This window comes from Marivita sp. S2033 (genome assembly GCF_046592965.1).
Lineage (GTDB): Bacteria > Pseudomonadota > Alphaproteobacteria > Rhodobacterales > Rhodobacteraceae > Marivita.
The window spans coordinates 1-13,235 of record NZ_JBISBV010000014.1; the positions used below are offsets into that span (position 1 = coordinate 1).

A 13,235-nucleotide genomic window follows, 5' to 3' on the forward strand; every position below is an offset into this window, starting at 1 on the left:
CGTCGAGGAAGCTTCTGAACAGAAATATCAGGGGGGTCACTTTTGGACGCCGATTACCCCAATACAGGGGTCAATCTTGCATGCCGGTTCACACCGGCTCCTCGAGAATCTGCCGGTCCGCGGTGCGTTCCATGTCGAGATAGACGGCGTCGCGCGCCTCTGCGATATCCTGTGCCAGCGTGGTCTTGCCCACCTGGCGCGGCCCAAGGAGGACCACCCCGGCTTGCGCATCCAGGGCTTGAGTGAGCCGCTCAAGGTGAGTTCGGGTGATCATACCTTGCATTTATGCCATCCAATGGAAGATTTGCAAGGTTAACGTCATGTCCTACGCGCCTGCTCCGCTCAAACGCCCATAGAAACTGCGATCAAGGTGCAGCTCACCGATCTGCGCGCGTTCAACGAGCCCGCGGAGGTATCCACCGGGCGATTTGACCTCGCCGTCGGTCGATTTGTCGAGGATCAGGGCAATCGACGCGGCGGCCACAGCCGGCCCAAGCACCTTGTTGGCCACGTTCCAGGCGTCCTCGGAGATCCCGACGATCGGTCTCAGGGCTGCCGCAGCCCGGTGCACATCGTTCCAATCCCGCATGTAACCTTGGGTGCTGCGCGCCATCTCGGCAAAATGCGGGCAGGAGGCCATCAACATCGGGATATCGACATCGGACCCGCGTTTTTGGCCATGTGTGCTCCAGCTGATATCGAGATCGACCTCTTCCGGGCTTTCAACCGGCGCCCTCCCCTGCTCTTCTGGCGCAGCGCCTGCTGCGTGCTTTGTTTCAAAGCGATTACTTTTTACAGGATCAGGTTCATTTGTAGTTCGTATGTGGGTCTCATTTTCGAGACTCGAGGGTGTCATATTTGGAATATTGTGTTGGTTGTTTTCTCCGTTAGAGGTCTGCATCACATCAGATCTGTCTGGCCAATCGAAAGCCGCCTCGAAGGATGTCTCCACGGACGCCAGGAGTGCCTTGATGCGGGCCAGAAAGCGCTCGAGCCGCCCTGCCCCCTCGGACCGCGCGGGAAGGCCCTCCAGAAGCCCGCAATAGGCGTCCTGCAGCTTGCGCCAGGGCCCACGAAGACCGGCCTCCAGCGCCTTTTCGATCTTCGCGCGGATCATGCGACGTGTCACGGTGATGGCGTTGCGCAAGCGCGCACAGGCAGCCCTCTCGGCCTTGAGATGCGCATAAAGCGCCTCGAACTCCTCCGCACGGGCCGCAAGCGGCGCGAGATCGAAGCCGTAGGCCTCGACAATCACGCCATCCGCGTCCCTGCGGCCCCACCGCTTGCCATTGGGGCTGTCCTTCATCGCAATCACCCCAACCTCACAGAGCCGCCTTACATGGCGTCTGAGCGTGGCGAGCGAGAACCCGGTCTGCTCCATCAGGAAATGGTTCGACGCCCAGACGATGGGCCGCCTGCCCGGCTCCCAATCCTGGGGCTGTGTGACCGCCCCGAAGGTATCGAGAAGAAGCAGGTCCTGGGATTTCAGGCCAATGGCTGCCGCGACTTTCTTCACCGCGACGATGGCCTGGGATTTGGGTACAGATAAGTGTTCGCCGACTTCCGCAAACCGTTCGGCCTGTAGAAGTCCCGGCGTCGGTTTGCGCCAACCGCTCTGTGTCATGCCTGTATTTCACCTCCGTGGTTTAGGGAGGCAAAAGGATCCCGTTCGCCAAAACGACGTCTCTTGTTGACAGTGATTCGCGGGAGCGGTATCCAGTAGGTGTCTAATCTAATCGGATAAGCTCTCGGGCCGGATCGGCTTGGGGGCTTTTCTTTTGCCTCAGGTCATGATGTCGATGTCTCCTCGGATTGAGCGAGATACTCCGCGTAGAGCTGATCGAGGTTCTCCGAGAGAAACTCGCCAAACCCTGCAGAATCCTTGGCCGTCAGCGAGATGGTATAGGCCCGGCCGGACCGTCCGATCACACCCTTGATCCGGCCTTCTCCGGCCGTCCAGGTGCGCTTGGCCGGGGCTGCCTTGGCCGCACGACGCTTGGGTGCCCTGCCCGCCTCCATCACCTTGCTGTGCAGAATTTCGAACTTGGTGTCGCTGTCGAGCTGATCGAAGCCCTCTGTGTCCAGGATGCGATCGGCCACTGTGAGGTTGCTCTTCACCGCCATCAGCTTCTTGAAGTCTTCCCAGCGATCCCGCCCGATCTGTTTGGCCGGCCCGATCGCTGCAATGACATGGGTCGGCACGCTGCTGGCGACGGAGAGCATGCGCGACAAGAGCGTGCCGTCGATGGTCAAAGCCTGCTGGATCACCTCCTTGGCCTGGCCGAGATCGGCAAGGTTCTTGGCAAAGAGCGCCTTCTCGATGAAGGACAGGTCCGCCCGGGCGGTGTTTTCCTGGCCCTGCGCCAGCACATGGGCGACATCGTCCATCTCCTTGACCACAGCCCGGACGGGACGCCCGAGGGCGCGCGCGGCGCGCACCCGACGGTGCCCGAAGACCACCATGTACCGGTCCGCGGCTTCGGGATGCGGTCGCAACAGGACCGGCGTGTCCTGTCCGCTGGAAGCAATCGAGGCTTTCAGCTCTTCGAAGGCCTCGTCATCACCGCTCAGGCGGTCATTGACGAAAGAGGCGTCGATCAGACCGGGATCGATCTCGATGATGGTTTCACCTTCGAGCAGGCGTTTTGAGTTTTCGGCCAAGCTGTCGATCGAGACCTTCATGGATTTCGAGGCCCCGCGCATGGCATAGCTCGAACGGCCCCCATCGACGGGCGTGTCGGTCGGTTGCCCGATCACGGATTTCAGCAGGTCTTTTCTGGCCATGTCGCCCTCCTTTCCGAGGTGTGAACCGCCCCGTCTGCACGGCTGTCAAAACGCATCTGCACGGCTGTCAAACTCATGGGAGGTCACGCCCCCAGGCCTGATGCACGAGACCGGCGATTTCGTCGTTCACCGCGTTGAGCGAGGTGATCGCCCGGTCATAGGTGGAGCGCACGAATTGCGCCCGCTCGACCTCGTAAAGCGTCTGCTTGGTGATCCCTGCATCGGAGATCGCGGTGGACTTCACCATCTGCGCTTCCAGCATCTGGTTGGGAAACATCGCCTGCAGGAACCCGACCATCTGCTTTTGCGGCCCGTCGGTGGGCTCAAAGCGGGTCACAAGGTAGCGGAACCATTTCAGCCGCATCTCGGCCCCGGCTTCCCGGATGGTGCGCAGGATGCCACCGAGCATCAGGAGGAACTGGCTCATCGACATCACATCCAGCATCTGGGGATGCACGGTGATCAGCACGGAACTCGACGCTGTGAGGGCGGTTAGGGTCAAATAGCCAAGCTGCGGCGGGCAATCGATCACCACCACATCGTACTGTTCCTCAACCTCAGCGAGCGCTGTCGAGATGCGGGTGAAGAAGGCCCGACCTTCGGACGGGTCGCGGCTGGTGAGTGCGACCGGCGTGTCATACTCGTATTCCTGCAGATCGAGGCTGGCCGGGACGATATCGAGGTTCGGAAAATTCGTGGGCCGGATCACCGCGCTGATCGGCTGGCGCTCGGCGTCATAGCGCAGCGTCTCGTAGAGCGAAGAAACAGAATCTAATTCGGGCTGAATCCCGTGCAGCGCGGTGAGCGAGGCTTGCGGATCGAGATCAATCGCGAGCACGCGATGGCCCTTGAGGGCCAGGTGTTGCGCAAGATGGGCTGCCGTCGTCGTCTTGCCGCTGCCGCCTTTGAAGTTCACCACCGAGATGACGTGCAACTCTTCGCCTTCGGTGCGGTGCGGCAGGTAGCGGCGCTTGCCGGGACGGCCGTGGGCATCGAGATAGGCGCGCAGTTCGAGCATCTGCGCCGCCGAATAGGACCGCCGCCCGGAGGCGGAGGTTTCGGGGTCCGGGCCCTTGCCCTCGAGATGCAGCTTCTTGATCGTGGATTGGGTGACCCCGAGGAAATAGGCCACCTCGGCCAGCGAGAACTGCCGCAGGCCCTTCTGGGCATCCGGGGGGTATTGTTCCTGACGCAAGATATTGAGCCGATCCGAAATCAGTTCTCCCTGCTGGAGAATGATTTCATCGAAGGCCAAATCGCCTGCAGTCTGCTGGAATGGTACTTTGTCCATCCTGCCGCCTCGCCTAATATCGCTTTTATCGCGATTTCTTTCGTTAAACTGTGACTACAGCGGAAGCGGGTTATCCACAACGATTTTTTCAGCACGCGGCAAGGCGTTGCCGGATCATGGCAGAAATCTGCACGACCACAAGACCGCGCGGCTTCCATAAAAGGCACCCCAATATCTGGTGTGAAAGCACGCGATGCACGAAACTTGAACATAATGGAAATCACACGCATACCCCGCTATCACTCTATTTTCATTTCTTTTTATGCGATCTGCACGGCTGTCAAACCGTGTCACGGCCTTGGCACGGTCCCAATCTGGCCGCTGCGGGCAAGTCGGCCCCAGGGCGCATCGCCACGGTCAAGAGCGACGCCAGCGCTCAGCCCCGCCGACACCTATGTCTTTGCCGGCTTTCGGAGTGTCCTCGGCCCCGAAACACGCCCAAAGCCGGAGAATCGGGTAATCGATTCTCCGGCGCGGCGCGAAAAGGTTGACCGGGTTTCCGGCCAACCCCCGCCTCAGGCGGACTCTTTCGGTCCCCAGGGGATCACGGCCTGCAGGGTCGGATCGTCCTGATGCGCGGCCTGGCCGAGATTGGCGTTGAACCCGTAGTCGCGGATGGTCAGCGTGAAGTAATCCGCGCCGGTCTCGCGGTTCTGTTTGCGCCAGATGCCGCCGCATTCGACGAGACGGCCCCGCGGCGAGCGCCCTAGAACGCGATGTGTGGGCGCCATCGGGTTGTCGCTTGTCACGGGCTCGACCGAGATGTCGAGATCGAAGGTCAGTGTGGAGATCGATCCGGTCCCCTTGGCCGTACCGATATCGGCGGCGTCGAACTTGATGCAGTTGGTGGTCATTGCGTGTCTCCTTGTCTGGTGTTGCAATGCCGGTGACCCCGCAGGCCGGCGCGGGACCGCACCGCAGGCGCAGCGCAGCGGAGAAGGGCAGGGGGCCGCTCTTTTTGCGCCGCGCGGAATGCCCGGCACGGGCAGGGGAAAAAGACGGGTCCCCACCTTTGCGGTCCCGGAACGACCTGCCACCGGCCCTGGGCAGCAACACCTGCCGGAGACCGGACCGACCCGCTCAGATCGCTCCTGCGCCAAAATCGGCGCGCCAAACAGACCGCGTCTGAAATGCCGCTCGCTGACCTGATCGGGAGCGCGCCGCCCCCAGTGACATGTTGGACGTCCCATTTACGCCGTCTCAACCCGGAGGCTCCGCAATGCACGTCAGACGTCATCATGCGGCAGCGCGGCAGTCCGACCCCGAACACAAACCAACCCGGCGGCGCAGGCCTCGGGGCACAGGTCAGCCGAGAATCCGGGCTGCCTGCAAATCCGGCCAAGCGCGACCCGGGCCTCTTCAGACCCGTGAGCACCCACAGTCAAAAGACTACCAAGGCACTCGGCAATGAGGCGTGTCACCCGATGTCGTACAATCTGCGCGGCCGTGTCCCTGCGTCGATGTCTGAGCGCGCGGGGCGTTGGGCTGAGGTTTGATCCAGCAGCGTCGCCGATGCGGCGACCCCCGCGCGGGCAGCGCCGGTCCGGCGGCGGGGCAGGGGGCCTGTCCTCTGCCCCGCCGCCGGACAATTTTGAGCCCCTACCAGTCCCGCGCCCGCACCCTGACAAAAAAAGACCCCGCACGCGGCGAGGCCAGGTGGTCTTCCCACGAAGGAAGGCTCAGAGGCAGTCCGGGACCCAGACCGCCAGGTTTTCTTTCTGCTCGGAGGTTAGCCCCATGAGTTTTTGCGTGACCGGATCGGTGATCAGCTTCTCCATCTTTTCGGCTTTCTCCGCCTTCTTGAGTTTGCCGAAGGCCATGATCCGTTCGTCGCGGGCATCGCAGTCGAGGAAGGCGCAGAGCAATTCCGTCAGATGGTCTGCCGACACCCGCGCGAAGAAATTCTCCGCCGTGGGGGTCCAGTGCTTGCGGATATCCGCCCTGGCCTCCGCCGCGATCTGGTCGAAGAACGCGTCCCCTCCCGCCTGATAAGGCAGGCTGCGGGCGATGGCCTCGGTAATATGAGCGTTCCGCGCCTTCTTTCCCTCCGCGCGAAACGCGTTGAAGGTCTCCGTGAGGTCCTCGACCCGCGTGCCCTCCGACCAATAGGCCGTCGCATCGATCCCGTGATCGAGACGCGGCTCACGGGCAAACCCGTCCTCCACACTCGGCACATTGCTTGGACGCTCCAGCCGCAGACCGAAGACGGTCTCGAAGCTGCCCGACGCCTCGGACACACCGAACCCCAGAAGGTCGAGGACCAATTCGGGTTTGGCCAAGAGCGCGGCCTGTACCGCCGCCAACCGGATCGCCTGCATATCGGCGGTCAGTTTCTGCGAATAGGGCGATTTCGGCGCGGGGGCCGGGCGCGCCGGGGCTGTCAGAACCCCGGCTTCGATCGCAGCGGTTTTGTCCTCGGCGCGCACCAGACCTGCAGTGACCTCGGGTCTACCCGATTGATTTACAACGACAAAGCATCCGGCCACGGCCTTCTGATCGTCGGTGTAATCCCCGTCGAGCATGGCTTGCAGCGCGGCGAGACGGGCCTCCCCTGTGGCGTCGAGCACCCCGGCCTCACACATCTCGGCCAGTGTATCGTAGTCTTCGGCCTCGTCTTCGGTCAGATCGCCCGCGACAGGATAGACCCGGGCCAGCTTGGCCTGGTCGATCTCGTAATAATTGAGCCACGGCTCGGGTTTGGTCTCGGCCCAGAGCCAGCCTGCTTCCTCGACCAATGCGGTGCGTTCGGCCTCGAGCGCGTCGGCAAAGAGATCGTCGAGCAGACCCGGATCGGCGAAATAGACCGCATCCGAGAAGAGATCGCGGGTGAGGCTGCCCCCTGCCGCTTCATAGGCCTCCTGACCGACGAAGCGCGCGCGCCGGTCGCTGCTGCTGACGGCGTCGGGGTTGAGGGCAGATTTCAACTGCGCCTCCGAGATCGGCTGGTCCTTGATCTGGTCCAGAAGCTTTTGTGTCAGGGCCGCGTCCTGCGATAGGGTGAAGGCCTTGGCCGCGCCTAGGGTGATCTCGCCTGCCGCCAAGGCGTCGAGCACCGGTTGGGGCAGGGCGGCCAGCGCCAATCGCTGGTAGACGCGGGCCTCGCTCACGGCGAAGGCCAGCGCGATATCCGCCACGCTGGCCCCTTTGGCCGCCATCGCGCCGAAGGCGCGGATTTCGTCCGCCGGGGTCAGGGCTTCGCGCGCCGCGTTTTCGGCAGAAGCCCAGACGGCGGCTTCCTCCGGGTCCTCGGTGAGGCGCACGGGGACCGTGGCGGGGCTCGGTGTTTCGGCCTTGGCCGCGATCTGTTGCAGTGCCCGCAGGCGGCATCCGCCCGCGACGATCTCGACGCGCCCATCGGGTTGGCGCAGACCTGCGAGATTCTGGATCAGGCCGAAGCGGGCGATACTGGCCGCAAGCGTGTCGATATGCGCCTCGGAAACGGTTTTGCGCGGATTGAGGTCCGAAAGCGTAAGGCTGTCGAGCGGCACCTGTTCGATCACGCTGGTCTCAGTGGGGAGGGGGTCTTGCTTGGTCATGGGAAGGGTCTCCTGTGATGGGATTGGGAAGGAGGCCAGCGGCGCGTAGCGCACCGCTGCACGGTGGCGTGGTGTTGACGGAAGGGCAGGGAGGTCGGGCGCTACCACCAGCAGGAATAGATCACTGTCGATCCGGCCTGCATTTCGGCCCGCGCCCAAGCGCAGAAGGCGAGATCATGCGTGCGGTAAGCCTCGGCCTGTTCGTCCTGAAACTGATGGCCATAGAGTGAGAGCCGTCCCGGAATTGGTCTGGGGGACCAATTCAGGCGCGAACAGGCGGAGCCACCGCCTGCGCAGACGGGCAAGGTGCCTGCCTTGGTAGCGGTTTCCAGCCGGTCGATATCCGCCGCTTCAAGGCGCAACTCGCCGCAATTGAGGTTGGAGGCGTCCAACCCGGTGCGGGCGGTGTAGAGATGTTCCATGAATGTCTGCAGCTTGGCATGCTTGCGCCAGAAGGCGGGGCTGTCGCCTTCCTCTCCGGTCTCGGGCGTTTTGCGATAGGCATATTGGTCGAGGCCCATGGTCTCGCTCCTTTCCTTCGTGGTGAACGCGGCATGGGTTTTTTCATCTCTGGCCCTTTTGCCGCCTTGGGCGGGGGCCATCGCTGTCTCTGACGTTCGGAAGACCCCCGCGTCTTCCGAAGGGCAGAGCAGGGAAGGGCAGCGCCCGACCTGCGGCCGGTTGGCGGCGGGACACAGGGGGCCGGAGCGAAGAAATCGGGAGGGACCCGGGGGCAAAGCCTCTGGGAGGCACCGGATTTCTCCGGTGGAGGCTGACGCGCCAGCGGCACCAGAGCCCCTGTTTCCGCCGACATCCGGATGTCAGGCGGTCTAAAACATGGAAAACCCGCCAGGCGGGCCAGAGCAACGCGGCGGCGCGCCTGTCCGTTGATCCCGTGATCGCGGGTCTGCCCGCGATCTCCGTGTTCTGGTGCCCGAAGGATCGTCACCCGTCTGGGCGGAGACAGGATTGGCTCCGGGGCGTTTCCGCCCTAGAGCCTGGCCGCCGATCCCGGCGGCGGGCCCGATGGGATCGACCAGGAGACGCTCTGCGTCAGCCCAAAGTCAGCACCATCTCCTCCGAGAGCGACAAGTCCGGAATATGCAGGTTTTCAGGTGCCGGACCTTTGCGAATGCGCCCGGCCGCATCGTAATGCGAGCCATGACAGGGGCAGAACCAACCCCCGAAATCCCCCGCCCCATCCCCCAGAGGGACACAGCCCAGATGGGTACAGACACCGATCATCACCAGATAAGCCTCATGACCCGCAATGGCGCGATTCTCATCGCTTGCCAGTGCATCGTCGGGCAGATTGGGGTTGCGCGCCTGGCTGTCGGGCAGGTCAGAGACCGCCTCTGCCCGAGCCTGAGCGATCTCCGCCTCTGTGCGATGACGGATAAAGACAGGTTTTCCGCGCCAGTTGACGGTCAATTGCGTTCCGGGCGCGAGATCGGAAATATCAACAGTGATCTGTGCCAAGGCGCGGACATCGGCGGAGGGGTTCATCTGGTTCACCAGTGGCCAGAGCGCAGCCCCTGCGGCCACGACCCCCGCCCCGGCCGTTGCATAATACAGGAAATCCCTGCGCGCGGTATCCTCTGACGCTTCCATCACCGGGCATGTGTGCGCGTCTCCAGCGCTGGAAGGTCAACACGCGAGATGTAACGTTTTGTCAGTGCACCTCTCTACGGATCAACAAACAAGCCGTGTCGGCGCATTAATGGTGTGGGGCTGCGCCTTTTGCCATCATGAGGTGATGCTCCTGGTGATGCGCCCCGATGGTCATCAGGCCAAAAAAGCCAAGTCCCTGAATCTGCGCGGCATCGCCATCGACACTGAGCGCCACCCCATCTTCGAGATCCTCTGTCACAACGTCCCAGCCGGATTCAGCCGCGAGAAAGGGCGCATGGGCGGGCACCATGGCGCGGATGGCCTCGAGAACACGGGTGGTGCCCCGAATCTCGAACCGGGCCCCTTCCGGCCGCAGGGTGCGGGTGACCACGGCCTCCTGGGTCAGAAGGTCCATATCGACCAGATGGCGGCGCAATCCGTCGATATCGACCCGCTCCCAGTCCGTCTCGGGATCGGCTTGCAGGATCGCAACGATTTCCGCCAGGGCGGCAAAGGTTGACTGCCCGGTTTCCTGGGGACCCCCCATCGTGTGGCCGTTCGCGGAATGGGCATGCTGCGCGGCCACGGGTGCGGCCATCACTATAGCAAGGAGGAGGGGAATAAGACGCATGGACGGGTCCTTCAATGAGGTGATGTCATGTTTACGCTAGCAGGGGCGGATGCATCGCAATATGATTTCAATCATATGTTGCCAAACCCCTATGATCTTATCCCGAGCTCAGCCCTGCGCCCTTTTTCCGGCGCGATTGGCGATGTGGTGTTTCACCAAGGTGACCCCACCCACGGTCTCTATGTCGTGCAAACCGGGCGCGTGCATCTCGAGCGGGTCGGCCCAAATGGCGAGCGGTTCATCATTCACCGTGCCCAAGCCGGAACAAGTTTTGCCGAAGCTTCGGTGTTTTCAGAGGTCTATCATTGCGATGCGGTCTTCTTAGAGGCCGGGGCGTTGGTCCGGATCGACAAGGCCGCTGTCTTGGCCGCCTTTGCGGAGCCGGAGTTTGCGCGCACCTATGGCCGCCGTGCAGCTCAACAGATACAGGCGCAACGACAGATGCTGGAGATCGTCGGTATTCGGCGCGCAGAGGACCGGGTCATGGCGGGGTTGGTCGCGGGCCTGCTCGACGGGTCCGTCGTCGAGTTCGCCGCCCGGTTACAGCTGAGCCATGAGGCGACCTACAGGGCGCTGCGAAAGCTTGTGCAAGACGGGCGGGTCAAAAACCCGACCCGCGGGATCTATCACCTGCCCCCATGACCCGATCAGCTGTGACTCGCGAAGACCGAGGTCACCCCGTCGGAGCCGACAAGCAGGGTATCAAAAGTGTCACCGGCCTCCGGACCGCCCATGCCGGGCGAACTCATCGGCATGCCGGGAACCGTCAACCCGCGCGCCACCGGTTGCTCTGCCAGCAGCCGCGTGATGTCAGCGGCAGGCACGTGGCCCTCGATGAAATAGTCGCCTATCACCGCCGTATGGCATCCAGCAAGCTCTGGTGCGATTTGCAGCCTGTCTTTGAACGCCCAAAGTTGATCCTGATCGACGTCTTGGGCCTCGACCGCGAACCCCGCTTGCTGGACATGATCGACCCAGGCGGAGCAGCATCCACAGGTTGGCGTTTTGAGCACCTTCAGAAGGGGTGCCGTGTCAGCGGCAACGGGAAATGCCAGGGTGGCTGCTGCGCCTGTCATCAAAAATGTGCGTCGTTTCATTCGGAGGTCCTCTAGGAGTTGTCAGGGAGTCTAGCGTCCTGCGCCGCGCTGTCGAGCAGGTCTGCATGGGCGGCATGGGCGTCGGCGGCGGCGGGCGACACGCGTTGGCTGTCCGGGAGCGTCACATCGAGATCCCGTGCGTGGCGCTCGTCGAGACACGCGGTTTCGAGCTGCAGCGTGACCATGTGAAACCCATATTGTTCCGTCAGTCGATGATAGGCCCGGTTCAGCAGGTCCGCGGCCTCTGCGGGCTCACCATGGCGGATATGGGCAGAAAATGCGTGTTTGCCGCTGGTCAGCGTCCAGGCATGCACATGGTGAACGTCCAGAACCCCGTCCTGGCCGCGCAGGTCCGCCGTCACAGCCTCGAGATCCGTTCCCTCTGGCGTGCCTTCCATGAGGATGTGGACCGCTTCCTTGATGACGCCGACGGAGGCCCAGAGGAGAACCACCCCGAACGCCATGCCGAGGATCGGGTCAATCGCCAGAAAGCCGGTGAACTCGATCACTAGAGCGGTGACGATGATCAGGAGGCTGCCGACAAAGGTCTGGATGATGTGCCAGAGCGCACCACGGGCATTCAGATCGTCCTTGCTCGATTGCCACATCAGCCCCAGCGAGATCACTTCGGTGACCAGGCCTCCGAAGGCGACCCAGAGCATGGGACCCGTGGCCAGGTGAATCGGATTCCCGAGCCGCATCGCGCCCATCCAGATCACCAGAAGCGCCATACCGAGAAGAAAGCCGCCATTCACCAGTGCCCCGATGATCTCGGCGCGGTACCAGCCGAAACTCCGCGCCGAATCCGCCGGGCGGCGCGCAATGCGCTGCGCGATGATGGCCACCAGAACGCCACCAACCGCCGACAGGGTGTGAAACGCATCCGACAGCACGGCGATCGAGCCGGTCCAGAGCCCGATGGCGAGTTCAATCACAAAATAGACGCCGGTGAGCCAGGCAGAAATCATAAGGGCCTTGCCGGAACTCGGCATATGCCCGGCGTGGGAATGACTGGCCATATCAGCTCTCCTTCCGTTTCGTACCGGTCTTTCGCGTCGCGGCGAAGAGAACCGACAGGCCGGTAAAGCCACCCAGCGCAAGTGCGGTCCATGTGGCAGTGCGGGCATCGCCGTTCATCGCCTGGCTGCCCATGTGAGCGAGCAAGAAACTCGCTGGAATAATCCCGGCCATCGTGGCCAGCGCGAACCTCCAAAGATGCAGCTTGCTCAGACCTGCGGCGTAACTGATCATATCGAAGGACAGAAACGGCAGCAGGCGACTGCCGAAGACCAGGAAGGTCAGAGTGTTCTGGGACCCGAACAGGCCTGCGTTAATCTTCTGACCGAGATGACGCTCAACGAAGGGACGACCCAAGCCGCGGGCCAGACCAAAGGCGGCAAGCGCACCGAGTTCCGCACCTAGAACGACGAAGAGCGTCCCGTACGTGTGTCCATAAGCCGCTCCGGCGGCGAGTGCGATTGGCGCCGAGGGCAGGGGGCTTGCGACAATAGCGATTGTCATGAGCGCCACGATGACAATTGGTCCGGCAAGACCTGCCGCCTCGATCCAGCGGTCAATTTCCGCGCGATCCGGCAGGCGAATGTCAACGCCAAGGACGTCCGGGAAGGCCAATGCGACGACTCCCATCAGGAACACCGCCATAAGAAGGATGCGCATCATCATGGATCAAAACACGGCATAGAGCAGAACGAAGAACGTCGCTGCCAAAAGGTCAAAGGCCACGCAGAATGGAATATACCAGTTCGGAATCCGGGCGAGACGATAAGAATTGTGGTGTGACATGTCCCAAAGGGCGTGAAGGGCCAAGCCCAAGGGGAGGAAGGCCCAATGCCATATCAGCCCCAGGAACGCTGCTAAGCCGAACAAAAGGGCGACCGCGAGCTCTGCCCAGAACACGCGCGCTCTGCCGTCCGCAGCGCCAAAGCCGATATAGGCACCGCCAATCAAAGCAAGCGTGATCGAAGCAAGAGCTATCGAGCTTTGCTCATCCAAAAAAAGGTGAGCCGGCAATGTGAGAACGACAAGCAACACGCCAACCCATACGGGAGATTTCAAGATATCCCCGTGTCGATGGTGCGATACGTGATCGCCTGTCTTTTCGAAAATCTGTGCCATGGCTTGGTACCTAGGGATTCCAGCAACTGGAAGGTCAAGGACTATTCATCCACGCGCGCATCGCGGCGCTCACTCAACCTTTCCACGGTGAGGTCAAAGGACCGATATCAGGACGTATTTGACGCTGACGCCCGGCTCATGTCCGACGC

The 13,235-nt window shown here is 62.3% G+C and carries 14 protein-coding genes; 1 reads left to right on the forward strand and 13 read right to left on the reverse strand.

The window, feature by feature from the left end:
- Positions 1-88: 88 nt before the first annotated feature.
- The 9 genes from ACGKZZ_RS15660 to ACGKZZ_RS15700 all read right to left on the reverse strand — a co-directional run bounded on the left by ACGKZZ_RS15660 (position 89) and on the right by ACGKZZ_RS15700 (position 9,853).
- The gene (locus ACGKZZ_RS15660; protein WP_411224486.1) at positions 89-274 is read right to left on the reverse strand and encodes an AAA family ATPase; all 186 of its coding nucleotides are present in this window, start codon (positions 272-274) and stop codon (positions 89-91) included.
- A 51-nt stretch (positions 275-325) separates the two neighbouring features.
- Positions 326-1,624 (reverse strand): plasmid replication protein RepC, encoded by a 1,299-nt coding sequence (repC, locus tag ACGKZZ_RS15665; protein WP_411224487.1) that lies wholly within the window; start codon positions 1,622-1,624, stop codon positions 326-328.
- A gap of 164 nt (positions 1,625-1,788) precedes the next feature.
- A complete protein-coding gene (repB, locus tag ACGKZZ_RS15670; RefSeq protein WP_411224488.1) occupies positions 1,789-2,784 on the reverse strand; it encodes a plasmid partitioning protein RepB in 996 nt (331 codons plus the stop codon).
- A gap of 73 nt (positions 2,785-2,857) precedes the next feature.
- Positions 2,858-4,075: a plasmid partitioning protein RepA gene (repA, locus tag ACGKZZ_RS15675; RefSeq protein ID WP_411224489.1), complete on the reverse strand. Its 1,218-nt coding sequence runs from the start codon at positions 4,073-4,075 to the stop codon at positions 2,858-2,860.
- A gap of 515 nt (positions 4,076-4,590) precedes the next feature.
- Positions 4,591-4,929 (reverse strand): DUF736 domain-containing protein, encoded by a 339-nt coding sequence (locus ACGKZZ_RS15680; protein ID WP_411224490.1) that lies wholly within the window; start codon positions 4,927-4,929, stop codon positions 4,591-4,593.
- An 825-nt stretch (positions 4,930-5,754) separates the two neighbouring features.
- Positions 5,755-7,611, reverse strand: a complete 1,857-nt coding sequence (locus tag ACGKZZ_RS15685; protein ID WP_411224491.1) for a ParB/RepB/Spo0J family partition protein — start codon at positions 7,609-7,611, stop codon at positions 5,755-5,757.
- 101 nt (positions 7,612-7,712) lie between these two features.
- The gene (locus ACGKZZ_RS15690) at positions 7,713-8,132 is read right to left on the reverse strand and encodes a hypothetical protein (protein WP_411224492.1); all 420 of its coding nucleotides are present in this window, start codon (positions 8,130-8,132) and stop codon (positions 7,713-7,715) included.
- A gap of 532 nt (positions 8,133-8,664) precedes the next feature.
- Positions 8,665-9,222: a ubiquinol-cytochrome c reductase iron-sulfur subunit gene (petA, locus tag ACGKZZ_RS15695; protein ID WP_411224493.1), complete on the reverse strand. Its 558-nt coding sequence runs from the start codon at positions 9,220-9,222 to the stop codon at positions 8,665-8,667.
- Positions 9,223-9,328: 106 nt separating this feature from the next.
- Complete coding sequence (locus tag ACGKZZ_RS15700) at positions 9,329-9,853, reverse strand: hypothetical protein (RefSeq protein ID WP_411224494.1); 525 nt, start codon at positions 9,851-9,853, stop codon at positions 9,329-9,331.
- A gap of 27 nt (positions 9,854-9,880) precedes the next feature.
- Between ACGKZZ_RS15700 and ACGKZZ_RS15705 the strand changes: the two genes are divergently transcribed.
- Positions 9,881-10,495, forward strand: a complete 615-nt coding sequence (locus tag ACGKZZ_RS15705; protein ID WP_411224495.1) for a Crp/Fnr family transcriptional regulator — start codon at positions 9,881-9,883, stop codon at positions 10,493-10,495.
- A gap of 5 nt (positions 10,496-10,500) precedes the next feature.
- On the opposite strand, the gene ACGKZZ_RS15710 is transcribed toward ACGKZZ_RS15705, so the two are convergent.
- Genes ACGKZZ_RS15710 through ACGKZZ_RS15725 form a run of 4 tightly spaced genes read right to left on the reverse strand, consistent with a single transcriptional unit; the run spans position 10,501 to position 13,086 of the window.
- Entirely contained in the window at positions 10,501-10,950 is a 450-nt protein-coding gene (locus ACGKZZ_RS15710) for a DUF411 domain-containing protein (protein ID WP_411224496.1), read from the reverse strand.
- Between the two features lie 11 nt (positions 10,951-10,961).
- On the reverse strand, positions 10,962-11,969 hold the full coding sequence (locus ACGKZZ_RS15715) for a cation diffusion facilitator family transporter (RefSeq protein WP_411224497.1): 1,008 nt from the start codon (positions 11,967-11,969) through the stop codon (positions 10,962-10,964).
- Position 11,970: 1 nt separating this feature from the next.
- On the reverse strand, positions 11,971-12,633 hold the full coding sequence (locus tag ACGKZZ_RS15720) for a TVP38/TMEM64 family protein (RefSeq protein WP_008327266.1): 663 nt from the start codon (positions 12,631-12,633) through the stop codon (positions 11,971-11,973).
- Between the two features lie 3 nt (positions 12,634-12,636).
- Positions 12,637-13,086 (reverse strand): DUF6010 family protein, encoded by a 450-nt coding sequence (locus ACGKZZ_RS15725; RefSeq protein ID WP_054540584.1) that lies wholly within the window; start codon positions 13,084-13,086, stop codon positions 12,637-12,639.
- Positions 13,087-13,235 lie beyond the last annotated feature (149 nt).

Bases quoted from the DNA above. Each gene is read 5' to 3' on its own strand.
- ACGKZZ_RS15660 (WP_411224486.1), bottom strand. From the start codon at position 274: ATGATCACCCGAACTCACCTTGAGCGGCTCACTCAAGCCCTGGATGCG.
- ACGKZZ_RS15705 (WP_411224495.1), top strand. From the start codon at position 9,881: ATGTTTACGCTAGCAGGGGCGGATGCATCGCAATATGATTTCAATCAT.
- ACGKZZ_RS15710 (WP_411224496.1), bottom strand. From the start codon at position 10,950: ATGAAACGACGCACATTTTTGATGACAGGCGCAGCAGCCACCCTGGCA.
- ACGKZZ_RS15700 (WP_411224494.1), bottom strand. From the start codon at position 9,853: ATGCGTCTTATTCCCCTCCTCCTTGCTATAGTGATGGCCGCACCCGTG.
- repA (WP_411224489.1), bottom strand. From the start codon at position 4,075: ATGGACAAAGTACCATTCCAGCAGACTGCAGGCGATTTGGCCTTCGAT.
- petA (WP_411224493.1), bottom strand. From the start codon at position 9,222: ATGGAAGCGTCAGAGGATACCGCGCGCAGGGATTTCCTGTATTATGCA.
- ACGKZZ_RS15680 (WP_411224490.1), bottom strand. From the start codon at position 4,929: ATGACCACCAACTGCATCAAGTTCGACGCCGCCGATATCGGTACGGCC.
- ACGKZZ_RS15715 (WP_411224497.1), bottom strand. From the start codon at position 11,969: ATGGCCAGTCATTCCCACGCCGGGCATATGCCGAGTTCCGGCAAGGCC.
- ACGKZZ_RS15690 (WP_411224492.1), bottom strand. From the start codon at position 8,132: ATGGGCCTCGACCAATATGCCTATCGCAAAACGCCCGAGACCGGAGAG.
- ACGKZZ_RS15685 (WP_411224491.1), bottom strand. From the start codon at position 7,611: ATGACCAAGCAAGACCCCCTCCCCACTGAGACCAGCGTGATCGAACAG.
- ACGKZZ_RS15720 (WP_008327266.1), bottom strand. From the start codon at position 12,633: ATGATGATGCGCATCCTTCTTATGGCGGTGTTCCTGATGGGAGTCGTC.
- ACGKZZ_RS15725 (WP_054540584.1), bottom strand. From the start codon at position 13,086: ATGGCACAGATTTTCGAAAAGACAGGCGATCACGTATCGCACCATCGA.
- repB (WP_411224488.1), bottom strand. From the start codon at position 2,784: ATGGCCAGAAAAGACCTGCTGAAATCCGTGATCGGGCAACCGACCGAC.
- repC (WP_411224487.1), bottom strand. From the start codon at position 1,624: ATGACACAGAGCGGTTGGCGCAAACCGACGCCGGGACTTCTACAGGCC.